The organism is Amycolatopsis antarctica, from assembly GCF_002262875.1.
In the GTDB taxonomy this organism is placed as follows: Bacteria; Actinomycetota; Actinomycetes; order Mycobacteriales; family Pseudonocardiaceae; genus Amycolatopsis; species Amycolatopsis antarctica.
The window spans coordinates 163,976-188,864 of the sequence record NZ_NKYE01000012.1 but is presented as its reverse complement, the minus strand read 5'-3'; the positions used below and the strand labels follow the sequence as shown (position 1 = coordinate 188,864).

General features: G+C 70.3%; 24 protein-coding genes. 16 read left to right on the top strand and 8 right to left on the bottom strand.

What is annotated here, in order from left to right:
* The first annotated feature begins 18 nt into the window (after nt 1-18).
* A complete protein-coding gene (locus tag CFN78_RS19480) occupies nt 19-2,907 on the top strand; it encodes an AfsR/SARP family transcriptional regulator (RefSeq protein WP_240519551.1) in 2,889 nt (962 codons plus the stop codon).
* 13 nt (nt 2,908-2,920) lie between these two features.
* Here the strand turns inward: CFN78_RS19480 and CFN78_RS19475 are convergent, their stop codons facing one another.
* From CFN78_RS19475 to CFN78_RS19460, 4 genes are all read right to left on the bottom strand, one after another.
* Entirely contained in the window at nt 2,921-3,475 is a 555-nt protein-coding gene (locus CFN78_RS19475) for a hypothetical protein (RefSeq protein ID WP_240519550.1), read from the bottom strand.
* A 200-nt stretch (nt 3,476-3,675) separates the two neighbouring features.
* Nucleotides 3,676-4,974 (bottom strand): APC family permease, encoded by a 1,299-nt coding sequence (locus CFN78_RS19470; RefSeq protein WP_094864270.1) that lies wholly within the window; start codon nt 4,972-4,974, stop codon nt 3,676-3,678.
* A 75-nt stretch (nt 4,975-5,049) separates the two neighbouring features.
* Nucleotides 5,050-6,228 (bottom strand): YqcI/YcgG family protein, encoded by a 1,179-nt coding sequence (locus CFN78_RS29565; protein ID WP_205660574.1) that lies wholly within the window; start codon nt 6,226-6,228, stop codon nt 5,050-5,052.
* 475 nt (nt 6,229-6,703) lie between these two features.
* Nucleotides 6,704-8,392: a bifunctional 3'-5' exonuclease/DNA polymerase gene (locus CFN78_RS19460; RefSeq protein ID WP_094864268.1), complete on the bottom strand. Its 1,689-nt coding sequence runs from the start codon at nt 8,390-8,392 to the stop codon at nt 6,704-6,706.
* A 167-nt stretch (nt 8,393-8,559) separates the two neighbouring features.
* Here CFN78_RS19460 and CFN78_RS19455 point away from each other — a divergent pair, with 167 nt between their 5' ends.
* The gene (locus CFN78_RS19455; RefSeq protein WP_094864267.1) at nt 8,560-10,203 is read left to right on the top strand and encodes an acyl-CoA synthetase; all 1,644 of its coding nucleotides are present in this window, start codon (nt 8,560-8,562) and stop codon (nt 10,201-10,203) included.
* Nucleotides 10,204-10,255: 52 nt separating this feature from the next.
* Here the strand turns inward: CFN78_RS19455 and CFN78_RS19450 are convergent, their stop codons facing one another.
* Entirely contained in the window at nt 10,256-11,200 is a 945-nt protein-coding gene (locus tag CFN78_RS19450) for a hypothetical protein (RefSeq protein WP_094864266.1), read from the bottom strand.
* A 314-nt stretch (nt 11,201-11,514) separates the two neighbouring features.
* Between CFN78_RS19450 and CFN78_RS19445 the strand changes: the two genes are divergently transcribed.
* From CFN78_RS19445 to CFN78_RS19425, 5 genes are all read left to right on the top strand, one after another.
* Complete coding sequence (locus CFN78_RS19445; RefSeq protein ID WP_094864265.1) at nt 11,515-12,747, top strand: S8 family peptidase; 1,233 nt, start codon at nt 11,515-11,517, stop codon at nt 12,745-12,747.
* Between the two features lie 175 nt (nt 12,748-12,922).
* Complete coding sequence (locus CFN78_RS19440) at nt 12,923-13,675, top strand: SDR family oxidoreductase (RefSeq protein WP_094864264.1); 753 nt, start codon at nt 12,923-12,925, stop codon at nt 13,673-13,675.
* The gene (locus tag CFN78_RS19435; RefSeq protein ID WP_094864263.1) at nt 13,672-14,745 is read left to right on the top strand and encodes a phosphotransferase family protein; all 1,074 of its coding nucleotides are present in this window, start codon (nt 13,672-13,674) and stop codon (nt 14,743-14,745) included. The genes CFN78_RS19440 and CFN78_RS19435 overlap by 4 nt, the downstream gene beginning before the upstream one ends.
* Nucleotides 14,746-14,839: 94 nt before the next feature.
* Nucleotides 14,840-15,526, top strand: a complete 687-nt coding sequence (locus CFN78_RS19430) for a histidine phosphatase family protein (RefSeq protein ID WP_094864262.1) — start codon at nt 14,840-14,842, stop codon at nt 15,524-15,526.
* Between the two features lie 277 nt (nt 15,527-15,803).
* Nucleotides 15,804-16,745 (top strand): SMP-30/gluconolactonase/LRE family protein, encoded by a 942-nt coding sequence (locus CFN78_RS19425; RefSeq protein ID WP_094864304.1) that lies wholly within the window; start codon nt 15,804-15,806, stop codon nt 16,743-16,745.
* On the opposite strand, the gene CFN78_RS19420 is transcribed toward CFN78_RS19425, so the two are convergent.
* Nucleotides 16,731-17,381, bottom strand: coding sequence for a TetR/AcrR family transcriptional regulator (locus tag CFN78_RS19420; RefSeq protein ID WP_094864261.1), 651 nt, complete (start codon nt 17,379-17,381; stop codon nt 16,731-16,733). The two genes, CFN78_RS19425 and CFN78_RS19420, sit on opposite strands and share 15 nt — an antisense overlap.
* An 83-nt stretch (nt 17,382-17,464) precedes the next feature.
* Here CFN78_RS19420 and CFN78_RS30140 point away from each other — a divergent pair, with 83 nt between their 5' ends.
* From CFN78_RS30140 to CFN78_RS30130, 3 genes are read left to right on the top strand one after another with little or no spacing between them, the layout of a single operon-like run.
* The gene (locus CFN78_RS30140; protein WP_276307345.1) at nt 17,465-18,001 is read left to right on the top strand and encodes an alpha/beta fold hydrolase; all 537 of its coding nucleotides are present in this window, start codon (nt 17,465-17,467) and stop codon (nt 17,999-18,001) included.
* Nucleotides 17,976-18,113 carry a hypothetical protein gene (locus CFN78_RS30135; protein WP_276307344.1) on the top strand — a complete coding sequence of 46 codons (138 nt, stop codon included), beginning with the start codon at nt 17,976-17,978 and terminating at the stop codon, nt 18,111-18,113. Before CFN78_RS30140 ends, CFN78_RS30135 begins: the two co-directional genes overlap by 26 nt.
* A gap of 47 nt (nt 18,114-18,160) precedes the next feature.
* The gene (locus CFN78_RS30130) at nt 18,161-18,331 is read left to right on the top strand and encodes a hypothetical protein (protein WP_276307343.1); all 171 of its coding nucleotides are present in this window, start codon (nt 18,161-18,163) and stop codon (nt 18,329-18,331) included.
* A 97-nt stretch (nt 18,332-18,428) separates the two neighbouring features.
* On the opposite strand, the gene CFN78_RS19410 is transcribed toward CFN78_RS30130, so the two are convergent.
* Nucleotides 18,429-18,680, bottom strand: coding sequence for a hypothetical protein (locus CFN78_RS19410; RefSeq protein WP_094864260.1), 252 nt, complete (start codon nt 18,678-18,680; stop codon nt 18,429-18,431).
* A gap of 155 nt (nt 18,681-18,835) precedes the next feature.
* On the opposite strand from CFN78_RS19410, the gene CFN78_RS19405 reads away from it, so the two are divergent.
* The 6 genes from CFN78_RS19405 to lpdA all read left to right on the top strand — a co-directional run bounded on the left by CFN78_RS19405 (nt 18,836) and on the right by lpdA (nt 24,103).
* Nucleotides 18,836-19,714 carry a helix-turn-helix domain-containing protein gene (locus tag CFN78_RS19405; protein ID WP_165777623.1) on the top strand — a complete coding sequence of 293 codons (879 nt, stop codon included), beginning with the start codon at nt 18,836-18,838 and terminating at the stop codon, nt 19,712-19,714.
* Nucleotides 19,702-19,989, top strand: coding sequence for a DUF397 domain-containing protein (locus CFN78_RS19400; protein WP_094864258.1), 288 nt, complete (start codon nt 19,702-19,704; stop codon nt 19,987-19,989). Before CFN78_RS19405 ends, CFN78_RS19400 begins: the two co-directional genes overlap by 13 nt.
* A gap of 256 nt (nt 19,990-20,245) precedes the next feature.
* A complete protein-coding gene (locus tag CFN78_RS19395) occupies nt 20,246-21,220 on the top strand; it encodes a threonine ammonia-lyase (RefSeq protein WP_094864303.1) in 975 nt (324 codons plus the stop codon).
* A 36-nt stretch (nt 21,221-21,256) separates the two neighbouring features.
* Nucleotides 21,257-21,661, top strand: coding sequence for a nitroreductase family deazaflavin-dependent oxidoreductase (locus CFN78_RS19390; RefSeq protein WP_094864257.1), 405 nt, complete (start codon nt 21,257-21,259; stop codon nt 21,659-21,661).
* Between the two features lie 292 nt (nt 21,662-21,953).
* Complete coding sequence (locus CFN78_RS19385) at nt 21,954-22,676, top strand: lysophospholipid acyltransferase family protein (protein WP_094864256.1); 723 nt, start codon at nt 21,954-21,956, stop codon at nt 22,674-22,676.
* 26 nt (nt 22,677-22,702) lie between these two features.
* Nucleotides 22,703-24,103, top strand: coding sequence for a dihydrolipoyl dehydrogenase (gene lpdA, locus CFN78_RS19380; protein ID WP_094864255.1), 1,401 nt, complete (start codon nt 22,703-22,705; stop codon nt 24,101-24,103).
* Nucleotides 24,104-24,347: 244 nt separating this feature from the next.
* On the opposite strand, the gene CFN78_RS28775 is transcribed toward lpdA, so the two are convergent.
* Complete coding sequence (locus CFN78_RS28775; protein ID WP_133116390.1) at nt 24,348-24,710, bottom strand: hypothetical protein; 363 nt, start codon at nt 24,708-24,710, stop codon at nt 24,348-24,350.
* Between the last annotated feature and the right edge of the window lie 179 nt (nt 24,711-24,889).

Sequence of the window (24,889 nt, the reverse complement as noted above, 5' to 3'; positions counted from 1 at the left end):
CCCGGGTAGCCTCTCCGCGTGCCGCCAGCCCCCGACGATGCCGAGGACGCCGAGGACGCCGAGGACGAGGTGATCTTCCGGCTGCTCGGCCCGCTCGACGTCCGCTCGGGTGGCCGGGCGGTCGCGATCGGCGGCACCAAGGCCCGCCTGCTGCTGGCGCACCTGTTGCTGCACGCCAACCGGCTGGTCCCGGCCGAGCAGCTCGCCGCGGTGCTGTGGCCCGCCGGACCGCCCCCCTCGGCGGCGGCGAACCTGCAGACCTACGTGTGGAAGCTGCGCAAGGCGCTGCCTCCCGCCTCGGGTGCCGAGCCGCGGCTGGCCACGCACGGCACCGGCTACACCCTCCGCGTGCGACCGCACGAGAGCGACCTCGGCGTTGTCGGCCTGCTGGTGGCGGGGGCCAGGGAGGACGCCGACCCCGCCGCGGCACTGGCGACACTCGGCCGCGCGGAGGCCTGGTGGCGCGGCGACCCGCTGGAGGACCTGCCCGCCGTGCCCGCCTGGGGGCCGGATCTCGCCCGGATCACCGAGGGCAGGCTGGCCGCCGTCGAGGAACGCCTCGCGCTGCAGGTACGTCTCGGCGAGCACGACGCCGCCGTGGCCGAACTGCGGGTGCTGCTGGCCGAGACGCCCTACCGGGAACGCCTGTGGGAGCTGCTCATGCTGGCGCTGGAACGCGGTGGCAGGCGGGCCGACGCCCTCGCCGTGTACGCCGACGCGCGCGAGCGGCTGGTCACCGAGCTGGGCGTGGAGCCGGGCGAGGGGCTGCGGGCGGCGCAGCTCGCGATCCTCGGCGGTGACCCCCCGCCCGCCGAGCCGGTGGTGGACGCCGGGGTGTGGGCCGAGCCGGCGTTCCCGTTGTGCCAGTTGCCACCGGGCGCACCGGATTTCACCGGGCGGACCGAACAGATCGCGGAGTTGCGGACCGTGCTGCGCGGACGGGACGCCGCGAGCGCGCCGGCGGTGACGGTCGTGGTGGGTTCCCCCGGCACCGGCAAGACGACCCTCGCCGTGCACGTGGCCCATTTGCTGCGCGGCGAGTTCGACGACGGCCAGCTCTACGTCGACCTCACCGGCACCACGGATACGCCGAGGGACCCGGCCGCGGTGCTCGGGGACTTCCTGCACGCGCTCGGCGTCACCGGTGCCGCCCTGCCGGCCGGGGTCGCGGCCCGCACGGCGCTGTTCCGGTCCCGGCTGGCCGATCGCCGGATGCTGGTCGTGCTCGACGACGCCGCCTCCGGCTCGCAGGTGCAGGCGTTGCTCCCGGCGAGCGGACGCTGCGCGGTCCTGGTCACCAGCCGCCGCTTCCTGCCGGAACTGCCGGGGGCGCACCAACTCGAACTGCCCGCGTTCGGTGCCCGGGAGGCGGGGGAGCTGCTCGCCCGGATCGCCGGCGCCGAACGGGTGGCCGCCGAGCCCGAGGAGGCGGCGGCGATCGTCCGGTCCTGCGGGTACGTGCCGCTGGCCATCCGGATCGCCGGGGCGCGGCTGGCCGGGCGCAAGGCGTGGACACTGCGCGTGCTGCACGACCGTCTGGCCGACGGCTCCCGCAGGCTGAACGAACTGCGGATCGGCGAGCTGGGCGTCCGGTCGAGTTTCGAGCTGAGCCTGCGCCAGCTCCCGCCGCCCGCGGTGCGCGCTTTCGGCCTGTTCGCGCTCCTCGGTGCCCAGGAGTTCCCCGGCTGGGTGGTGCAGGCGCTGCTGGACACGCCGGACGCGGACGAGGCACTGGACGCGCTGGTGGACGCGAACCTGGTGGCACTGCGCGGAACCGACGTCAACGGTCAGCCGCGGTACCGCGTGCACGAACTGCTGCGCGACTACGCCGCCGAGGTGCTGGACGGGGAGTTGCCCGCCGCGCGGCGGCGGGCGGCGCTGGGGCGTGCGCTGTCCGGGTGGCGGCACCTCGCCGGGATGGCGGCCGAGGGCCTGCCGATGGCGTTCGGCGCGTTCGCCGGTACCTGCCCGTCGTCCTGGCGGCTTCCGGAACCGGTCGCGGCCCGGCTGCTCGCGTCCCCGCTGCGCTGGTTCGCCGCCGAACGGCGCAGCCTGACGACGGCGGTGGACCTGGCCGTGGACGCCGGATTCGACGAGCTCGCCTGGCAGCTCACCGCGGTGTGCGTGCCGTTCTTCGACCTGCGCAGCCACTACGAGGACTGGCAGGTCGGTCACGAGCGCGCGCTCGGCGCCGTGCGGGAGACGGGCAACGGTCTCGGCGAGGCGACCCTGCTGCGCGGGCTGGGGCAGGTGCACCTGTACCGCGACGAGTACGCCGAGGCGCGGAGCCGGATGGCTGCCGCCCGTGCCGGGTACGCCGGGCTGGGCGAGCGCCGCGGCGAGGGATACGCCCTCGCCGGACTGGGCACCGTCGCCCGGGTCCGCGACCAACCCGCCCAGGCGCTGCGCCACTACCAGGCGTCGTTCGCGGCGCTGGTGGACGTCGGCGATCGTGGTGGTGAGGCGCAGTTGCGCAGTTCGATCGGTATGGCGCACGCGCAGCTCGGCGACTCGGCGGCGGCCGCCGACTGGCTCGGCCGGGCGCTGGCACTGGCCAGGGAGCTCGCCGATCCGCACCGGGAGGCGAAGGTACTCACCGAACTCGGCGGCCTGCACGGCGTGGCCGGCCGGGTGGGAGAGGCGCTGGACTGTCTGGGCCAGGCGGTGGCGATCCTGCAGGACCTGCGGGACGAGCGCTGCACGGCGTACGCCCTGCTCGGCATCGGCCGGGTGATGATCGCCGCCGGGGAGCCGTCGTACGCGAGCGGTCCCGCGCGGCGGGCACTGGAAGTGTTCCGCCGCACGGGAAACCGTCGTGGCGCGGAGAGCGGACTGGCCCTGCTGGAACAGGCCGGCGAGGTCACGCCGGTGGCCGCCCCCGCGCCCCGGACGGCACCACCGGCGTGACTGGCCGGATGGATCAGTTGCTGTTGCCGGGCTTCCAGCCGAGGTAGGCGTTGAAGTAGTTCACCGAGGAGGCGTGGCCGATCGCGCCACCGACGCTGGTGGCCCAGAAGCCGCCGTTGCCGTCCGCGACACCGACGTGGCCGTACTCGCTGATGTTCCAGAACACGAAGGCACCCTTGGGCGGGGTCCCGGTGGTGTGCTTCGCGCCGTCGGAGGAGTTCCAGTGCGCGATGGCGCTGGCGTGGTGGGTCTTGCGGTCCCAGGACAGTCGCGCCGCCCGCTCGCAGTAGCCCTGGTACTCGGTGCTGCCCTTGCGCGAGGAGAACCACTTGATCGCGCCGGCGGCGGTGCCCATGGCGTCGACGTCGCCCGCGGCGTTCGTTCCCTCGTCGGCCAGCGCCGGGTCGGCGACGTCCGCGGCGGTGACCTCGCTGTAGAGGTCGCCCGCCTGCTCGACGGCGGGCGCGGCCGGGGCGATCTCGGCGGTCGCGATGGTGGAGCCCGCGGAACCGGCCAGCAGGACGGCCAGCGCGACCGTTCCGGCCCTGGCGATGTTCTTCGTGCGCATCGTGTGGATCTCCCTCGCGTCTCGGGTCCCGATGTCGATCGGTACCCATTCACGTCTGTTGTGGGGGAAATCCTGCCCACCGCCGCTATACGCCCACTACACGCGGCGGGGCCGGCATACCCGGCTGATCCGGGCGCGGGAAGGGGCGCTCCGCCGTGTGCCGGAGCGCCCCTTCCCCGCGTCGTGCTGCCGGACGTGTCCTAGGCCGAACGCGCCGCCAGTCGCCTGGCGCCGCGCACCGACAGCAGGAAACCGACGGCGAACAGGGCGACCGCGTAGAGGATCGTCAGCGGCTGGAAGCCGGCCACGACGACCGCGGTGAGGCCGACGGCGACCACCGCGCCGACGACGCGGGCGGCCGTGGTCTGCGCGACCTTCACGAACACCACGGCCGAGAGCAGGTACAGCAGGAAGAAGTTCTGCCCGGCCACCATGAACATCGTGGGCGGGCTCATCACCCCCGCCGCCGCCACCCCGATGACGACCAGGAACAGCGCCGAGGTGGCGATGATCGCGGCGGACGGCGTCCGCTGCGCCCCGGACAGCACGGACAACTGCCGGGGCAGCAACCGGTGCGAGGCGCTGGAGTAGATCAGCCGGGACGCGCCCCACATGGCACCGATCAGGTTCGCGGCGAGGATGACCACGCCCAGCACCGCGACCAGCGAGGCCGCCGTGGGGGAGACGGCGGCCCGGATGACGGCCGCCACCGGTGAGGACTCCGCCGCCGGGTCGTTCGGATCGAGCGTCGCCTGCACCCCGGCGGCGATCAGCACGTACACGCCCACCACGACCACGTAGCTGATCGCGACCGCGCGGGGGAAGTCCCGTTGCGGGTTGCGGTACTCCGCGGTCGTGAAGGCGATGATCTCCCAGCCGGTGAACGCGAAGAACACGATGCCGACGACGCTCAGCGCCTGCTCCCAGGTGCCTCCGGTCAGCGCGGGGAGGGTGAAGTCCGCCGTCGGTCCGCTCAGGCCGACGATCCCGGCGACCGCGAGGCCGATGGTGAGCGCGGCGGCGAGCACCGTCTGCACCTTCGACGAGACCCGGCCGCCGCTGAGCAGCATCGTGGTGGCCAGTGCGAGCAGGATCAGCGCCCCGATCCAGGCGTACGAAGGGGACCAGCCGAACACGGCAACCAGGTACCCGCCGCCGCTCAGCGCGATGGCGGGCATGCCGAGGCCGAAGGTGCCGATCAGCACGACCTCGACCCCGGCGGCGCTGTGCCTGCCGAACGCGGCCTGCACGAAACCGGCGACCCCGCCAGCCGACGGGTACCGGGAGCCGAGCCTGGCGAAAACGGCGATCAGCGGAATGGTGATCAGGGCGGCGAGGATCCAGCCCAGCAGTGCGTTGGATCCGGCCTGGCGCAGCGCCGCGCCGGGCAGCACCAGCGCTCCGCCGCCGATCACGGTCGTCACGGCCAGCGCGGCCGCGGGCACGAGCGTGAGGTGCCGGTCGAGATCCTGCACCTGGGGGGCGGGGGCGTCGGACATGCGGTGGGGCCTTCCGTCATGAGGCCGCTGCCCACGGCCGGGCCGTGGGCAGCGGCGGATTCGTCGCGTTCGGGATTACCTGGCGGCCTCGGCCGAGACCGGCGGGTGCGGCCACTGCGCTTCCTGGAGGAACTCTGTCACGGCCGTGCGGCCACCCTCCGGCTTGATGACGTAGTGGCATCCGGCGGCTCCCGCGGTGGAGCCGTGCACGGTGCCGGCGGGCAGGTCGATCCGGGCACCCTCGGTGACCCGCTGCTCGTGGTAGCCGTTGTCGGCGTCGACCCAGAACAGCGTCATGCCGCCCTCCAGCACGTGGAGCTGCTCGTCGAGGCTGTGCCGGTGCCAGGTGAAGGTCTTGCCCGGCTGGTCGTGCTGGAGTTCGACGCTGCCCTGTTCGGGCATCAGCTCACGCAGCGCCGGGGCGACCTGGATGGGGGAGTTGGTGCTGATCCGCGGGCCGCTCATGGCGTTCCTCTCGGGCTTCGTGTGGTTGATGGGGCAGCGGGTGAGCTGGGGGACGACGCTCTCGTCGTCCGGCAGGAAGTACTGCACCCACTCGCGGTTGCTCTCGCCGCCGAAGCTGCCGAGCGAGGCGTGCGGGGCGACGTCGTCGTAGGCGCGCAACCGTTCGCGGATCACCTTGCGGGCGTTGCGGCCCGCGACGCTCTCCTCGGCGAGGTCGTCGAAGACGAAGCGGGGCTGGAAGGTCACGGTGAAGTACTCGAAGTAGCGGCTGCGCCGTGCCTGGTGGAACTCGGTGTTCGCGACGACGAAGAACGGCACCCCGGCGAAGGAGAATTCCCAGGTGGCGCTCTCGGTGTCGGTGGAGATCCCGGTGGGCCACGGCTCCTCGTCGTCCTCGGCCAGCGCCGCCAGCAGCGCCCAGAACTCGCGTTCCTGGGTGGCCAGATCCCGGTGCTCCGGGTCCGTTTCGAAGAACGCCACCAGCGAGGTCCGGCGGCCCAGTTCGACGCACTGGCCCGCGAACTCCCGTAGCGCCTCCGCGAGTGCGGCCACCCGCTTCGGCCCGGCGGGCGCGAAACAGTAGCGCAGTGTGCGGCGCTTGACGGCGTCCACGCCGAAAATGCACGGGAACGGAGCATTCTTGTCGAGCATTCGCTGCTCGAACAACCGGACGGCCCGGCTTTCCCACTCGGCGGTCCGTGAGTCCCCTGGGGACGCGAGTACGGCCGTGGGAGCGGCGTCGATCGACGGAGGCAACTCGGTCGGAGCAGCGTCAATGGACGGAGGCAACTTCAGCCACCTTTCGAGAACGGGTACCGAACGCAGGCAGCGCCATTCGAGGACAGGAATAGTCCGAATGGGCGTACGGGGTCGGTGAGAATTGCCGACCCGTCGCAGATTGTTTCCCAAGGGCCCCCCGGTGTCAACGAGAAGTCGCGACACCCGGAATCCGTGACGGTGTTGTCCGGAGGGCGTTCCCGCTCGCCTGTTCTTCCGGCAAATGATCGCCGACTCTCCGGGCGAACACGTTGATCCGAATGGACCCGTGGCTTCTTTCTCGATTCTGACTTCGCCGCGTAACGGATCGCTCTCGATCCCGTTGGTGCGAGGGCGATCGGTGAGGTTCCGCCTCGACGGCCGGGGTCGGTGTGCTATGCGGTCCGGTTCGTGCGATCGATATCGTATTCGTCGTCATCACGTCATGAAAAATCGATCTTTTCTGCCCGAAACAATTCCTTGCGATCTTGCCGGGAATCGCGTATCGCTACTTCGCGTCGGCGTACCGGTCGACGGACGCGATGTGCATCGGGAACCGTACCGGGCAGGCCGGGCCGAACACCAGAGCCGCCACCTCGGCCACCGCGGCCTCGATCAGTCCGGCGACCTGTTCGGCGAGTTCCGCGGGTGCGTGCACGATCACCTCGTCGTGCTGGAAGAAGACGAGGTGCGCGGGGGAGGGCAGCCGTGGCCGCAAGGTGGCCAGCAGAACCGCCGTCCAGTCCGCCGCGGTCGCCTGCACGACGAAGTTGCGGGTGAACCGGCCCCAGCCGCGTGCGGCCTGCCGGGCGCGCCCCTGTACGGCCGCGTCCTCGTCCGCGCCACCGGTGAGCGCACGCCAGTCCGCGGACGGATCCGGCGAGGTGCGCCCCAGCCGCGAGACCACCCGCTCGCCGCGTTCCCCCGCCTGCGCCGCATGCTCCACATAGGACACCGCATCCGGGAAACGACGGCGCAGCAAGGCGAGCAGGGACGCCGCCTCCCCGGCCGTGCCGCCGTACATGGCCGAGAGCATGCCGATCTTGGCGCGGTCGCGGTTGCTGCGGCCGTCGCCCGGCGGCGGCGCCGCGGTGCCGAACATCGCTTCCGCGAGACTGTCGTAGAGGTCGGCCGAACCGGACACCTCGGCCAGCCGGCGGTCGCCGGAGAGCGCGGCCAGCACTCGCGGCTCCAACTGTGCGGCGTCGGCGACCACGAGCCGCCAGCCGGGATCCGCGCGCACGCACACCCGCAGCGTTCTCGGGATCTGCAGCGCCGCGCCGCCGCGGCTCGCCCAGCGGCCGGACACCACACCGCCCACGACGTACACCGGACGGAACCGGTCGCCGTGGACCCACTCGTCCAGCCACGCCCAGCCGTGCGCCGAGTGCAGCCGGGCGAGTTCCTTGTACTCCAGCAACGGTCGCACGGCCGGGTGGTCGACCTCGCGCAGCACCCATGCCCGGGTGGACGCCAACTCGACGCCGTCACGGGCGAACGCCTTGAGCACGCTCCCCGGAGCGTCCGGGTTGACCTGCCTGCCGCCGAACGCGGTGCTGATCCGCCCCGCCAGTGCGGCCAGTGCGCGTGGCCGCTGGCCCGCGGCGACCCTCGGCCCGAGCAAGCCGGTCAGCAGTGCGCGGTGTTCTCCGGCCCGCCACGGCAGGCCGTCGTGTGACATCTCGCCGGCGGCGAGCGCGCTGGCCGACTCGGCGGCGAGGAGCAGCCGCATCCGTTCCGGGTGCGGGCCGCTGCGCAGCGCCTCGGTCTGCGCGGCGAGCACGGCGGCCGCGGCCTCGGCGACGCCGACCCCGTCGGGCAGCCCTGAGCCCGCCGTCTCGAACAGCGCGGGCTGCTCGCCGGGCTCGGGCCGCGACCCGCCGGGCACCGGTGGCGGGTCGAGACCGCGCACCCTGGCGTACGCCGTCGCCAGGTCCTTCGGCCCGGTCTCGCCCCCGGCGGCCCGCAGCAGTCCCTCGGCCAGCGCCAGGTCGTGACAGCGCTCGACGCGCACCCCTGCCGCCAGCAGTTCCGGGTAGAGCGAATCGACGGCCGGGAACACCCAGCGCGGACGGTGGGCGGCCTCCAGGTCCCGCACGCGCCCCACGAACTCGTCCGCGGACAGCGCGGCGGCCGGCGAACCGGGCTCGGCCAGCGAGTACCCGCCGTCGGACTCCCGCGCCGCGATGATGTGCACACCGCTGATTCTGGCGGGTACCTCCGACAGACTTCCGGACGACGGCAGGGGTGACGGCAGGGGTGCGGTCCGGCAGCGCCCTCGGTACTGTCGGCGCAGTGTTTACTCGTCGGTAGGTATGCCGCCGGGTGCGCGTCGACGGCCGCCGCAGCGACGAAAGGTGCCCCATGAGGTCCCTGCCCATCGTGTCCGGGTTGGCGAGGAAGGTGGGCGAGACCGCCCGCAGCATCGAGATCATGTGGCAGGCCGGACTGGTGCCGTTTCCCCGGCTGGACGACGGTCTCCGCTCCGTGCGGGCGGTGCGCCGCTTCGGCCCGTTCACCGGAGCCGTGCAGGCCGCCGCCCGCCGGGACGGACGCGCGGTGGCCATCGTCGACGACCTCGGACCGCTGACGTTCAAGCAGCTCGACGACCGTTCCAACGCGCTCGCCCGCGCCTGGTCCGCCCGTGGCCTCGACGACACCTCGGTGATCGCCGTGCTCTGCCGGGACCACCGCGGCCTGGTGCTGGCCATGCTCGCCGCGGGCAAGCTCGGCGCCCGGATGCTGCTGATGAACACCGGCTTCGCCAAGCCGCAGCTCGCCGACGTCGCCAAGCGGGAAGGCGTCCGCGCACTCGTGTTCGACGAGGAGTTCACCGACCTGCTCGGGGCCGTGCCCGGCGAGGTCGAGCGCTACCTGGCCTGGACCGAGGGTGAGCGGACCGGCCGGGAGCACCCGGCGCTGGAGGAACTGATCGCCAGCACCGACGACCGCCCCGTGCCCACGCCCGCGAGCTCCGGCGGTTTCGTGCTGCTCACCAGCGGCACCACCGGCACGCCGAAGGGCGCCCCGCGCCCAAGGACCTCGGTGCTGGACTCCGCGCAGTTCCTCGATCGCATCCCGCTGCGGGCCGGTGAATGCACGTTCATGGGCGCGCCGATCTTCCACGCCACCGGCCTGTCGCAGTGCATCCTGTCGTTCGCGCTCGGCTGCACCGTCGTCATGCACCGCAGGTTCGACCCGGAGGCCACCGTTCGCGGCGTCGCCGAGCACGGCTGTACGGCACTGGTGCTGGTGCCCACCATGCTGCAGCGGATCGTCGACCTGGGGCCGGAGGTGCTGGGCCGGTACGACACGTCCTCCTTGCGCATCGTGTTCGTCGCGGGTTCGGCCTTGTCCCCCGACCTGGGCAACCGTGCCACCGAGGTGTTCGGCGACGTGGTGCACAACCTGTACGGCTCCACCGAGGTCGCGGTTGCCACGGTGGCGACCCCGCAGGACTGGCGACGTGCTCCCGGCACCGTCGGCAGGCCACCGGTGGGCTGCACCGTCGTGCTCTACGACGAGAAGGACCGGCCGATCCGCGAGCCCGGAGTCACCGGCCGCGTGTTCGTCGGCAGCGGGCTGAGCTTCGGCGGGTACACCGACGGGCGCAACAAGGAGATGATCGACGGCCTGCTCTCCAGCGGCGATGTCGGCCACTTCGACGCCGAGGGGCTGCTGTTCATCGACGGCCGCGACGACGAGATGATCGTCTCCGGCGGCGAGAACGTCTTCCCGGTCGAGGTGGAGAACCTGCTGGTGGAACACGAGCAGGTCGTCGAGGCGGCCGTGCTGGGCGTGCCGGACGATGAGTTCGGCCAGCGGCTGAAGGCCTACGTCGTGCTGGTGGCGGGTTCCTCGCTGGACGCCGACGCCGTCCGGGAGCACGTGCGCACGCACCTGGCCCGCTTCAAGGTGCCCCGCGATGTGGCCTTCCTGGACGAGCTGCCGCGCAACGCGACGGGCAAGGTACTGCGCTCAGAGCTTGGCCAGGCGTCCAGCATGTGAAACCGGCCGATTTCGAGTCCCTACTAAAGTTCCGATATCCGCACGGCGTTGTTCACGTCCAATCGATACCGAACACACCCGGTCCGAAGTCGATGGCGACGGCGTGTACACCGTTGGTGTTGTCTATCGTGAGTTCGCGTCGGTCGGCCGGTCGGTTCGGGCTCTTGCGGGAGAATTCCCAGCATTTCTGCGGCAGCGTGCTGGAATCGAACTGTACTTCCAGGAGATATTCGCGAATGGGTCGCCGGAATTCGCGATAGTGGGTGTTCTGGCACTCCGGGTACGGCGGACCGGAATTGGTCAGCGTGTATTCGATCAGGTGCGTCTCGCCACGGTTGACCGGCCGGTCGAAGATGAGCTCGGCCACCGTGAGCCCGTGCTCCTCGTCGACCACCACCCGGCCTACCGAGCAGTTGCGGGCGGCTTCGAGCTGCGGGGGTCCGGCGTCCGGGTCGTCCTGGTTGTAGACGAGCAACCACCGGTCCTGCCCGTCGGCGCCTGCCTGGAAGACCGCCCGCGCGGTAACCGCCCGCTGGCCGCCGTCGGCCGCGATGTGGCAGCGATCGTGCAGGCCCACCAGGGTGAGCTGCTGTTGCTGCTCCAGCGCGTCGGGGGCGCCGATCCGTTCCAGCAGCTCGCGCAGCACCTCCTGGGGGAAGGTGAGCGTCTGCCCGCCGGTGGCGCGCTTGCGGCGGGAGGAGGTGCCCCGGGGACGCGGCGGGGGGAGCAGGCCGAGCAGCGACCCCGGCGACAGGTCCAGGATCAGCTCCAGATCACGGACGGCGGTGATGGAACTCTGCCGTTCGGGTTGCCGTTTCCCCGACTGCCAATAGCTCAGCGCGGTCACGCTCACCGCAATTCCGCGGGACTGCAGTCGCGCCTGAATGCGGTCGAGGCTCAGTCCACTGTCGGAAATGGCGGACCGCAATGCAGCGGCGAATGCGTCGCGCACCGGTTCTTCGGTCGTATTCGAATCTGCGCTGTTCCCCGCTGTCATGGGTTCGTGGACCGCCCGAGATGTCGACTTCGTGGTTGGAGACGTCAACCGACATTAGCAGTGCGGCGGCCATCCAAGTCCCTCCCGGCCGAGGCTGTGGATGGTCCATACGGTCGGCACGAAGTTGGGCCGTACGGACCAGTACTGGTAACTGTGAATCGTTGCCCACATCTGCGCCTACTGGCTTGATGACTCACAGGTAACAACGACTCGGCACGTGCCGCCGGGGTCGGGGCAGCGCCGGGACACCGGCGACGACCCCGGGGGGCACGGAGTCGCGGTTACGGCAAAGGACAGGACGAGGAAGGAACCCGATGGGTAACTCACGCAAGCTCCGTCGCGGAATTGTGGCAAGTGTTGCGACCGCTGGTGTCGCCGCTGCCGCCGTTGCGTTCGCAGGACCGGTCCAGGCGCAGGAAGGCCAGATCCTGGCCGCGAACACCCCGAACTCCGTGGCCGACAGCTACACGGTGGTCCTGAAGGACTCCGCGGAAGCGAAGAGCGCGCTGAGCGTCGACGCGAAGAAGCAGATCAAGGCCGTTGTCGCGAGCAAGGCGCAGTCGATGGTCGAGGCCACCGGTGGCGAGGTCACCCAGACCTACGGCTCCGCGCTGGAGGGCTTCTCGGTCAAGGCGTCCGAGGCGGAGGCCAAGAAGCTGGCCGCCGACCCCGCCGTCAAGTTCGTCACGCAGAACCACACCTTCAAGACCAACGACGTGCAGGACGGCGCCACCTGGGGCCTCGACCGCGTCGACCAGCGCGACCTGCCGCTGGACGAGAAGTACAACTACAGCACCACGGCGGAGAACGTGACCGCCTACATCGTCGACACCGGCATCACCGCCGACCACCCCGAGTTCGCCGGCCGCATCCAGCCCGGCAAGGACCTCATCGACGGTGACACCGACCCGGCCGACGGCAACGGCCACGGCACCCACGTGGCGGGCACCGTCGCGGGTGAGACCTACGGTCTCGCCAAGGGCGCCAAGATCGTCGGCGTGCGGGTGCTCGACGACGCCGGTTCCGGCACCACCGAGCAGGTCGTCGGCGGTATCGACTACGTCGCCGAGAACGCCTCCGGTCCCTCGGTCGCCAACATGAGCCTCGGTGGCTCGGTGGACGAGGCGCTGGACTCCGCGGTGCAGGGCGCCATCTCCAAGGGTGTGACCTTCGCGGTCGCGGCCGGTAACGAGAGCCAGGACGCGGACAACGCCTCCCCGGCCCGTGTTCCCGAGGCGCTGACCGTCGCGGCCAGCGACAACGCCGACGCCCAGGCCAGCTTCTCCAACTTCGGTGAGGTCGTCGACATCTACGCCCCCGGCGTGGACATCACCTCGGCCTGGAACGACGGCGCGACCGACACCATCAGCGGTACCTCGATGGCTTCGCCGCACGTCGCCGGTGCCGCCGCGCTGTACCTGGCCGACAACCCGGAGGCCACTCCGGAGCAGGTCGCCACGGCCCTGACCGAGGCCGCCAGCCCGGACAAGATCACCAACGCCAGCCCGGGCACCCCGAACAAGCTGCTGTTCACCGGCACGGAGTGACGCACTTCGTGATCGGCTGATCGCGGCCGTTCTGCCAGACACCGCGGGCCCGGCGCTCCCTTGAGCGCCGGGCCCGCGGCGTTCGGCCGAGCTGTGTCGGCCGGGCTGTCCCGGGTGCTGTTCCGCACAGCGTCGGCCGGTATGCCCGAAGCGGGGTTACCTGCCAGTATTAGCCATGACCAATCGCCGCAACATCGTCATCACCGGAGCCAGTTCGGGGCTCGGCGAGGGCATGGCCAGGCAGTTCGCCGCCATGGGACGCAATCTCGCGCTGTGCGCGAGGCGCACGGAGCGGATCGAGGAACTGGCCCGCGAACTCCGCAAGCAGCACTCCGGCATCACCGTCGTCACGCACGAACTCGACGTCAACGAGCACGACCGCGTGTTCGAGGTGTTCGACGGCTTCCGTGCGGAACTGGGCTCGCTGGACCGCGTGATCGTCAACGCCGGCATCGGCAAGGGCAAGCCGATCGGCACCGGTTACTTCGCCGCGAACAAGCAGACGGTGGAGACCAACCTGGTCGCGGCGCTGGCACAGGCCGAGGCGGCGATGGGCATCTTCCGCGAGCAGCGCGCGGGCCACCTGGTCGTGGTGTCCTCGTTCAGCGCGCTGCGCGGACTGCCGCGCAACGTCACCGCCTACGCCGCCTCGAAGGCAGGCTCGGCCGCGCTCGCCGACGGTATCCGCGCCGACGTCCGCGGTACGCCGATCACGGTCACCACCCTGCTGCCCGGCTACATCGAGTCGGAGATGACCGCCCGGTCCGGCCGGAACCCGATGCTGGCCAAGGCCGACACCGGGGCGCGGGCGCTGGTGCGGGCCATCGAGCGGGAGCGGGCAAAGGCGTACGTTCCGACCTGGCCGTGGGCGCCGCTGAGCCTGGTGATGAGGTACGCGCCCGACTCGATCATCGGGAGGTTCGTGTGAGTGAGTCGGACGGGACCGCGGACAAGACCGTCGCGGTACGCGAGGAGGACGCCTTCGACGTCGCGGCTGCGCACGAGTGGCTGGCCGCCCGCGTCGACGGCCTGCCCGCGGATCCGCCGGAGGTCCGGCAGTTCCCCGGCGGCGCGTCGAACCTGACCTACCTGCTGCGGTACCCCGGCCGGGACCTGATCCTGCGCAGGCCGCCGGCGGGGCACAAGGCGGCCTCCGCGCACGACATGCGCCGCGAGTACCGCGTGCAGGCCGGGTTGCGGCCGGTTTTCCCTTACGTACCCACGATGCTCGCGTTCTGCGAGGACCACGCCGTGCTGGGCGGCGACTTCTACGTGATGGAGCAGCTCGACGGGCTCATCCTGCGCCGCGATCTCCCACCCGGTCTGGAACTCGGCGAGTCGCGGGCCCGCGAGCTGTCCACCGGCCTGATCGACCGGCTGGTGGAGCTGCACCAGGTGGACGTGTCCGCGGCGGGGCTGGACGACCTGGGCAAGGGCGCGGGCTACGTGCGCCGTCAGGTGGACGGCTGGATCGACCGTTACGGCCGGGCGCGCACCGAGAACGTCCCGGAGTTCACCAGGGTGATCGAGTGGATCCGCGCGCACACCCCGCCGGACGTGGCGATCTGCCTGATCCACAACGACTTCCGCTTCGACAACGTGGTGCTGCGCGGGGCGGACGACCTGCGGGTGGCCGGCGTGCTCGACTGGGAGATGGCCACACTCGGCGATCCGCTGATGGAGCTCGGCAGCACCCTGTCCTACTGGGTACAGGCCGACGACGACGAGATCTTCACCGCGACGCGGCGGCAGCCCACTCACCTTCCCGGGATGCTGACCAGGACCGAGGTGGTCGAGCACTACGCGCGGCGCACCGGTACCCCGGTGGACGACTGGATCTTCTACGAGGTGTTCGGCCTGTTCCGCTACGCCGGGATCATCCAGCAGCTCTACTACCGCTACCACCACGGCCAGACCACCAACGAGCGCTTCGCGGACTACTGGCAGTTCGTCTGCTACCTAGAGGCCCGTTGCGAACGTCTGCTGGGTCTTGCCTGATGGCGCTGTCTGATGGGGCTCGTCTGATGCCGCTTCCTGATGAACGTCTTCTGATGGCGCTGTCCGCTGGGCTTTCTCTGCTGGGAACTGCCTGATGGGCGCCGTGTTCCTGGTCCGGCACGGGCAGGCCTCCTTCGGCGAGGCCGACTACGACCGGCTCTCCGAGCCGGGACGGGAGCAGGCCGTGGCGGTCGGTGCGGAGCTGGCCAGGCGTACCGGCCCGTTCGCCTCGGTGCGCTGCGGTTCCCTCGCCCGGCAGCGGGACACGGCCACGCTGGCGCTCGGTGCGGCGGGAACTCCGGCGGTGGCACCGTCCGGGGTGGCGTACGAGCTGGTCGAGGATTTCCGGTGGAACGAGTACGACCACATCGACGTGCTCACCCATCATTCGCCCGTTCGCCGGGAGGAGACCGAGCCGCGGGCGTTCCAGGCCGGGCTGGACGCGGCGCTGGCCGACTGGGTGGCGGCGGGGGAGGACGGGCCCTGTGCCGAGACCTTCCCGGCGTTCGCCGCGCGCACCCGTGCCGCGCTGGACGAGGTGATCGCCTCGCTGGGCAAGGGGGAGCAGGGGGTCGTATTCACCTCCGGCGGTGTGATCGGCGTGCTGTGTGCCGGGCTGCTGGGGTCGGCCGCGTCCGGGCACACTTTCCTTGCGCTGCAACGGGTCACGGTGAACGGTGGCATCACGAAGCTGGTCTCCGGCCGTGGTGGGGTGCACCTGCTCTCGTTCAACGAGCACGCCCACTTCGACGGCGGCCCCGCACCCCTGACCTACCGCTGACCGCCCACCACGCCGCACCCTAAACCTCTCGCCGGGCCCCCGCCCACACCGCAATACGTCGACATATTGCGCTCGCCGCCACCGCAATTCGTCGACGTATTGCGATCCATCGTGCACAAGGTATCGCAATATGTCGACGTATTGCGCTGGGATGGCGCCTCGTCGGGAAGGGGCTGGCGGGGTGACGGCGGTAACGTCGGTGTTCGCCGGGAACGCGGCGACGCCGAGCGGCGTATCGGACGCCGAGTGGCGCATCGACGACGGAGTGGAGACCAGCATGCCTGCGAATTTCGGTGCGGTGACGGTGATCCCGGTCAACGGCCAGGGCGCGGAGGACGTGCTCGTCGACGCCGGAGGCTTCGTCTACACCGGACTGGCCGACGGGCGCATCGTGCGGATAGCACCGGACGGGCGCCGGATCGACCACGTGGCCGACACCGGTGGCCGCCCGCTCGGGCTGGAGTTCCTGACTGAGGACGAGCTGCTGGTGTGCGACGCCGACCGGGGCCTGCTGGCGGTGTCGCTGGGTGGCGAGGTGCGCACGCTGACCGACACGGTCGACGGCCGCCGCCTGCTGGTGTGCAACAACGCCGCCGTCGGCCGGGACGGAACCGTGTACTTCAGCGACTCCTCCACCCGCTACCCGGTGACCCAGTGGCGGTCCGACCTGATCGAGCAGACCGGCACCGGACGCCTGTTCCGGCGGCTGCCGGACGGCACGGTCGATCTGCTCGCCTCCGGGCTGCAGTTCGCCAACGGGGTGGCGCTGGCGCCGGACGAGTCCTTCGTGACGGTCGCCGAGACCGGGGCCTGCCGGGTGCGCCGCGTCCGGCTCGGCGGCGAGGGGGCCGGCCGCGCCGAGACCTTCGTGGACGAGTTGTCCGGCTACCCGGACAACACCTCGACCGGCAGCGACGGGCTGATCTGGATCACCCAGGCCAGTCCGAAGGTCGCCGCGCTCGACGTGGTGCGCAGGTTGCCGGGGCCGTTGCGGGCCGCCGTCCGCCGCGCCCCGCTGTGGGCGCAGCCCTCGCCGGCCCGCACCGTGGGCGTCCTCGGTGTGGCAGCGGACGGCACGGTGGTGCACGAGCTGTCCGGTGAGATCGACGGCTTCCACATGCTCACCGGGGTACGGGAGCGCGATGGACGGCTGTACTTCGGCAGCCTGGAGGAGAGCGCCATCGCGGTGACGGCCGTGCCGGGGTCAGCCTCGCGCTGAGACCGTTTCCGCCGCCGTTCCGGCGCGCACGGCGGGGAACATCTCGTTGACGACCATCAACAGGGTGCGGGTGAGCAGCGCGCGCACCCGGTCGCGGTCCAGGGAGCCGCGCATCAGCCATTCCCTCCCGGCCGCCTTCACCATGCCGGCGTAGGCACAGATCAGGGCGTTGTACTCGGCCCAGTGCTCGTCCGCCGGATCGATTCCGACGGCTTCCAGTACCCGGTCCGACGATTCCCGGTCGGCATCGTGCTGGATCTGTTCCACCTCGGGGTCACGCCCGATTCCCTGTGGTGCGACGGCGGTCAGCCAGATCTTGCCCTGTCGGTCGAGCATGCCGAGGAACCATTCGACGGCCGCCCGGATGCGGACGTCGGTCGAGCCCGTGGGCAGCTTGTCGACGGCGAAGTGCGGGACGGTCAGTGCTCGCCGGATCACGACGAGGTACAACTCCCGCTTCGTCCCGAAGTAGTGGTTGATCAATCCTCGTGCGACGCCCGCCGCCGCCGCGATGTCCGAAGTGGACACCTCGGAATAGGGCCGTTCGGCGAACAGCCCGGCGGCGCAGGAAAAAATCTGTTCCTTGCGTTCGTCGGGTTCCAGTCTTCGCCATTTCGGTGCCGAATCCGTGCTCATGCGGATCACCTTCTCACAGCGTGGAGGCCTCGTGCGGGCGAACCGGAGGCCTCTTTCCGGCGCGATCCCGGCATAAGGGGGTCATGACGAATCCGTACCCGGAAATCGAGCCTCACCAGCAGGGAATGCTCCCGGTCGGCGACGGCCACGGGTTGTACCGGGAGGTGCCGGGCGATCCGGACGGCACGCCCGTCGTCTTCCTGCACGGCGGCCCCGGAGGCGCGACGTCACCCGAACAGCGCAGGCTGTTCGATCCGTCCCGCTACCGGATCATCCTGTTCGACCAGCGAGGCCGCGGTCGCAGGGTGCCGCATGTGGCGACGCCCGGCGCGGATCTGTCCGCGAACACGACCTGGCATCTCGTCACCGACATCGAACGGCTGCGCGAGCACCTCGGTGTGCACCGGTGGGTGGTGTTCGGCGGTTCCCGGGGCAGCACGGTGGCGCTGGCCTGCGCGCAACGTCATCCGGAGCGGGTGACCGGGCTGATTCTGTGCGGCATCTTCGGCGTGTGGGCAGTCCGAGCTGGACTGGGCCTACCGCGGCGGTTCTGCGCATCTGTGCCCGGAGGGCTGGGAACGTTGTCTCGCGCCGGTGCCCCCGCAGCGGCGCGAGGGTGACCTGGTCGAGGCGTACCACCATCTCCTGCACGATCCCGATCCCGAGGTACACGAACCGGCGGCGATCGCGCGGATCGAGAACCACTACTTCGTCGCCTCGCCTGACTCGTAGCCGACCAGCTCCTGCGCGAGGCGGACCGTATCGCCGGGATACCCGGCGTGATCGTGCGGGGGCGGCACGAGGTGGTGACCCCGCCGGTCAGCGCGTGGCGGCTGTCCCGGGCCTGGCCGGACGCCGAACCGGTGATGGTCGGCGACGCCGGGCACGCCTACGAGGAGCCGGGCATCCGGGACGCGCTGCTGGCCGCCACCGACCGGTTCGCACGCTGAACCATTTCGCTGAACCACTCGGCCGGACCACTCGGCCGGACCACCCCGCGGCCACTCCAATGTTCGGCCGATGGTGTGGCCGGCCGGGCCGCGTGGGTCACGCCCGGGTGGTGGTGACCCGGATACCGTGGTCGAGGTCCTCGTCGGAGGCGGTGCGCAGCGTGCTGCGGGCGGTGCTCAGCATGGCCAGCAATTCGTCGATCGCGTTCTCGTTGAGCAGGAACAGGTATTCGTTGCTGATCCCGGAGACCTCCAGTTCGGCCTGACCGCCGGTGACCAGCAGGCTGAAGTTGCTGTGTCCTTCGATCGTGACGCAGGTGTTCGTGGTGACGCCACCGGAGTGGTTCATCGGCTTGGCCTTTCGTCCGGGCGTACGGAGCCGGATGCTCCCGCACCGCCGTATCGCTATGTCTCATGTCATAGTGAACCATGCGAACCAATGAGGCAAACGGTGGACGGCGGGAGCCCGGATGGCCGAATCGGCGACGCGGTACGGTGTGGTTCATGGCCCGAACCAATCCGGACGGCCCGGCGTCGAGTTCGCGGGACCGTACGCTCTCGGCCGTGCTCCGCGCCGCCTGGGAGCGCCGCAAGGCGGAGAACGGGCTGTCCATGCGGACGCTGGCCAAGCAGGTGGACACCTCGCATTCGACGCTGCACCGGTGGTTCTCCGGGCGGGGGATGCCGACCTTCGAGGACGTGGTCGCGCTGGCGACCGCGCTCGGCATGTCCGGCGAGGAGAAGGAGTCGCTGCTGGAGCTGGCCCGCAATCCGGGGCCGAACCTGGTGACCACCGGCCTGGCCGGAGTGTCCCAGCAACTCGCCGGGGTGATGGAACTGGAGCGCACCGCCACCGCGATGACGGACTGGCTGCCGCTGTCGATTCCCGGCATGGTGCAGACCCGCGGCTACGCGCGGGCCGTGGTGAGCGCGCCGAATCCGGGCCTGCCGGAGGCGGAGATCGAGCACCGGGTGACCCTGCGCCTCGGACGGCAGAACGCGATCCTGCGCGATGATCCGATCCGGTTCACCGCGCTGATCGGCCTGCCCGCGATCACCGCCCGGGTCGGTGGCCGCGCGGCGATGACCGAGCAACTGCGCTATCTGCTCCGGGTGATCGGCCAGGGCACGGCCACCATCAAGCTGGTGCCGGTGGACCAGGACTGGCACCAGGGGCTGATGGGACCCTTCGTGCTCTACGATTTTCCGCGCCCGCACCCGTCGATCGTGCACCTGGAACACCACCGCTCCGGGGTGTTCCTGGACGACCGGGGTGACGTCGAGGACTACCGCGCCCTGGTGGACAATTTGCGCGGTCTCGCGCTGACCGACGAGCAGGCACGACAGAGGATCGAGGAGGCACTGGACTCATGGGACACCTGACCATTCCGGCCGCGCGGTGGCGCACGTCCAGCTACAGCGGCGAGAACGGCAACTGTGTCGAGGTCGCCTGGCGCACCTCCAGCCACAGCGGAAGCAACGGCGATTGCGTCGAAATCGGCTGGCGCACCTCCAGCCACAGCGGTGGCAACGGCAACTGCGTCGAGGTGGCCCCCACCCCCGCCGCCTGGTCCGTGCGCGACACCAAGGACCGCGACGGCGGCACCCTCGACCTCAGCGCCCCCGCCTGGCAAGCCCTCCTCCGCACCCTGACCTGACCCGCGCCCCCACCCCCAGCCCCAACACCCCGTGTCGCGCGCTTCGGCACCCCGTGTCGCGCGCCCCAGCACCCCGTGTCGCGCGCTCTGGCATGCCGTGCGCCTTGACCCGATTGGTTTCCGTCGCCCGTCGGAGCACCGGGATCACAGCGGCGAGGTCCTGTGTCCGACGACAGCCGACTGACGGCCTGGGTAGCCGCCCCGGCGCCGGTCGCGCGACATCGGCCGGGTCTGCCGATAGGGCAGGATGGCCGACATGGACCTGGTGACCATCGACGACATCCGCGCCGCCGCCGACCGCATCCACGGCACGGCCGTGCGTACGCCCCTGATGCCCTGCCCCTGGGCGGGTACTGACCGTCCACTGTGGATCAAGCCGGAGAGCCTGCAGCCGACCGGCGCGTTCAAGATCCGCGGCGCGCACAACGCGATCGCCCGGCTGAGTGAACAGGTGCGGCGGCGTGGCGTGGTCGCGTACTCCAGTGGGAACCACGCGCAGGCACTCGCCTACGCGGCACGGCAGGCGGGCGTCCCCGCGCACATCGTGATGCCGGACGTGACGCCGGCCGTGAAGATCGACAACACCCGGGCGTTCGGCGCCGAGGTGGTGCTCGTTCCGATCGCCGAGCGCGAGTCCGCCGCGCACGCCCTCGCCGACGAACTGGGCGCCACGCTGGTGCCGCCCTTCGACCACCCGGACATCATCGCCGGGCAGGGAACCGCGGGACTGGAGATCGTCGCCGATCTGCCCGAGGTCGACGTGGTGCTGGTGCCGGTCAGCGGCGGTGGGCTGGCCTCCGGCGTCGGCACGGCGGTGAAGGCGCTGCGCCCCGGGGCCACGGTGATCGGCGTCGAACCGGCACTGGCCGCCGACACCCAGGAGAGCCTGGCGGCCGGGCAACGGGTGGACTGGTCCATCGAACGACGGGTGCGCACCATCGCCGACGGTCTGCGCTCCCAGCCGTCCGAGCTGACCTTCGCGCACCTGCGCGGCGTCCTCGACGGAGTGATCGCGGTGAGCGAGGACGAGATCCGCGACGCCATGCGCGTGCTCGCCACCCGCGCACGACTGGTCGCCGAACCCAGCGGGGCCGTCCCCGTCGCCGCCTATCTGCACCACGCCGACGCCTTCCCGGCCGGCCGCACCGTCGCGCTGGTCTCCGGCGGCAACGTCGATCCGGCGCTGCTCGCCGGGGTGCTCGGCGAGCGGGAATCGGCCGGATCGCAGTAGCGTTGGAACCGACCTGAGCCGACGGAAGGAACACAGATGCTTTTCGGTGACGAGCACGTCCAGCGCTACGAGGAGACCGACGGCGAGGTCGGCCACGAATGGCAGGACGGCGTACCGACCCTGGTGCTCACCACGAAGGGCCGCAAGACCGGTCAGGACCGCAAGTTCGCGCTCATCTACCAGGAGCACGAGGGCGCGTACGTGATCGTCGCGTCCAAGGGCGGCGCCGACAGCCACCCCGGCTGGTACCTCAACCTCGTCGACAACCCCGAGGTGGGCGTGCAGGTCAAGGACGACAAGTTCACCGCGCGCGCCCGTACCGCGAGCGAGCAGGAGAAGGCCGTCCTCTGGCCGAAGATGGCGACCGTGTGGCCGCAGTACGACGAGTACCAGAAGAAGACGGACCGGCTGATCCCCGTCGTCGTCCTCGACCGCGTCTGACCTACCGCCCGAGAAGCACACGAACGCCACCGATCGCACGGCCCCGGACCGCAATACGTCGACATATTGCGCTGCCCCGGACCGCAATACGTCGACATATTGCGGTCCGGGGGCCACGTGCGCGGGCGTAAGCGGCCGCCCGGGGCGCTGTCGTGCGCGAACTCACGGACCCGGACGGGGTGTGATCGCACGGTTGAGCGCCGATCCGGCGCGTGAGGTGGTACGAATACCAGTCGTGCTCCGTCGTCGAACGTCTCCCCGCTGGACCCCGCTGAGTCCTGATCAGCGCACCATGACCGTCTCCGAGGCCGCGCGCCTCGGACTCCGGTTCCCCCGCCGCGACCGTGGCTTCGCCTTCGCCCTCGCCATCGACGTGATCTGGCCGATGCTCGTGCTCGGCACCCGGATGCGGATGCGCGGGCGCGAGCACATCCCGCGCACCGGCGGCGTCCTGGTGGCGTCCAACCACCTGTCCTTCGCCGACCCGGTGACCGTCACCGCGTTCTGCCTCGCCTCCGGACGGGTGCCCAGGTACCTGGCGAAGGCCGACCTGTGGCAGGCGCCGGTGATCCGCTCGGTGATGGCCTCCGGCAAGCACATCCCGGTGCACCGCGGCCGCGCCAACGCCCGCGACGCCTACCGTGACGCGGTGGCCTCGGTGAACGCGGGGGAGTGCGTGGTCGTGTTCCCCGAGTCGACGTTCTCCGACCATCCCGGCGGCTGGCCCGTGCAGGGCAAGAGCGGCATCGCCAGGATCGCGCTGGCCACCGGGATGCCGGTGGTGCCCGTCGCCAACTGGGGCACCCACCACGTGCTGCCGCCGAAGGGCAAGCTGCCCCGGTTCCTGCCGAAGCGGCGTATCGACCTGGTCGCCGGGCCGCCGGTGGACCTGTCCGACCTGGCCGGGCCGAAACCGGGCGCGCGCGACCTGCGCGTCGCCACCGACCGCATCATGGCCGCGGTCACCGAGCTGCTCGGTGAGGTCCGCGGGGAGGAACCGCCGCCCGCACCGTGACGGGCGCGCTCCGCGATAATCACCGGATGAGCGAACACTTCGACGTCGTCGTGCTCGGCGCCGGCCCCGGCGGCTACACGGCAGCGGTCCGCGCCGCGCAACTCGGTCTGGACACCGCCGTCATCGAGGAGCGGTTCTGGGGCGGCGTGTGCCTCAACGTCGGATGCATCCCGTCGAAAGCGCTGCTGCGCAACGCCGAACTCGCCCACCTGTTCCAGCACGAGGCCCGCACCTACGGCATCGAGATCGACGGTGAGGTGCGCTTCGACTACGGCGTCGCGCACCAGCGCAGCCGCAAGGTCGCCGACGGCCGGGTCAAGGGTGTCCGGTTCCTGATGAAGAAGAACGCCATCACCGAGTTCGACGGTCGTGGCACCTTCCTCGACGCGAACACCATCGAGGTGGCCTGTGCGGACGGGACGAGCGAGACCGTCACCTTCGATCACTGCGTCATCGCCACCGGTGCGCGACCGACGCTGCTGCCCGGCACCTCGGTGACCGAACGGGTGGTCACCTACGAGCAGCAGATCCTCGACGCCGAACTGCCCGGCAGCATCGTCATCGCCGGGGCAGGCGCGATCGGCGTCGAGTTCGCCTACGTGCTGCGCAACTACGGCGTGCGGGTGACGATCGTCGAGTACCTGGACCGGCTGGTGCCGCTGGAGGACGAGGAGGTGTCGGCGGAGCTGGCCCGCCGCTACCGTCGCCTGGGCATCGAGGTGCTCACCTCCACCCGCGTCGACACGGTCACCGAGGACGACGCCGGGGTGCGCGTCACCGTCTCCTCCGGCGAGGAGCAGTGGACGCTGGAAGCCGACAAAGTCTTGCAGGCCATGGGTTTCCGGCCGCGTGTCGAGGGCTTCGGGCTGGCCGGGGCTGGCGTGCTGCTCAGCGAGCGCGGAGCGATCGAGGTGGACGGCCGCGGCCGCACCAGCGTGCCGAACATCTTCGCGATCGGGGACGTCACCGCGAAGCTGATGCTCGCGCACGCCGCCGAGGCGATGGGCATCGTCGCCGCCGAGACCATCGCCGGTGTGGAGACCGTGGAACTCGACTTCCCGATGATCCCGCGGGCCACCTACTGCCAGCCGCAGATCGCCAGCTTCGGCTGGACCGAGAGCCAGGCCCGGGACCGGGGATTCGACGTGCGGGTGGCGAAGTTTCCGTTCAGCGCCAACGGAAAGGCGCACGGACTCGGTGACACCGTCGGGTTCGTGAAGATCATCGGCGACGGCGAGCACGGCGAGTTGCTGGGCGCCCACCTCATCGGTCCCGACGTCACCGAACTGCTCCCGGAACTCACCCTGGCGCGGCAGTGGGACCTCACCGTGCACGAACTCGCCCGCAACGTCCACGCCCACCCCACCCTCGGCGAGGCCGTCAAGGAAGCCGTACACGGCCTCGCCGGCCACATGATCAACATGTGAGCCGGCGGCCCGGTACCGGTCGGAACGAGTGCTCGCCAGGGAAGTGACGATGCTCGTATCTCCGCGTAAACAGTGTGATCGTACTTGCAAGCTGCTGCGCCGGAGCCTGTATGTTCGCGGGTTTGTGAAGTGCATTTTGCAGAAGTAGTATGTCTGACCAGATCATTCTGGCTTCTAAATCACCTATTCGGCGGATATCAAATTCGATGACCATGGGTTTAGCCTATTTGAGGGTCGTGCGGATTCAAAAAAGCACTGGAATCGCGAACCGGAATCGATCAGGCAGGTAGATAATTAATTGGCAAGCGTGGGCCTCCTTGCGTGTGCCAAGTCGACCGAATGCAATCATTTCGTGCGCGTGTGGAAAATTTGCTGGGGGAGAAATAAAAAAATTACTCTTAATGGTGTCTTTTTGTGCCGCGAGCTTGCTGGTATTTCCATCGGTTGCATTCGCCAGTTCTTTGACGACTGCTGTTGTTGCTATCCCGCCCGATGTTTCGGGACCCGACAGTGATAGAGCTAATCCTGCGGAGGCGCCGCCCAGTTGCGTGTACGTGAACGTTTTTCCGGGAAGCGGAACCGATGGTGAAGTTGCGAGTGTGAGCAATTACTGTCCGATCGAGCAGAGAGTAAAAGTAATTGTAGCCTTCTATTTCGATAGTGAGTGTTTCTCGATTGCGCCTGATGGTTTTGCTGAGTACGAGTGGCCTCTGGTGGGCAAGTTTGACGGCCTAGAGTCCTGTTAACTATCGCCTAGGAAAGAAGTTAATCTCTAATGATTACAAG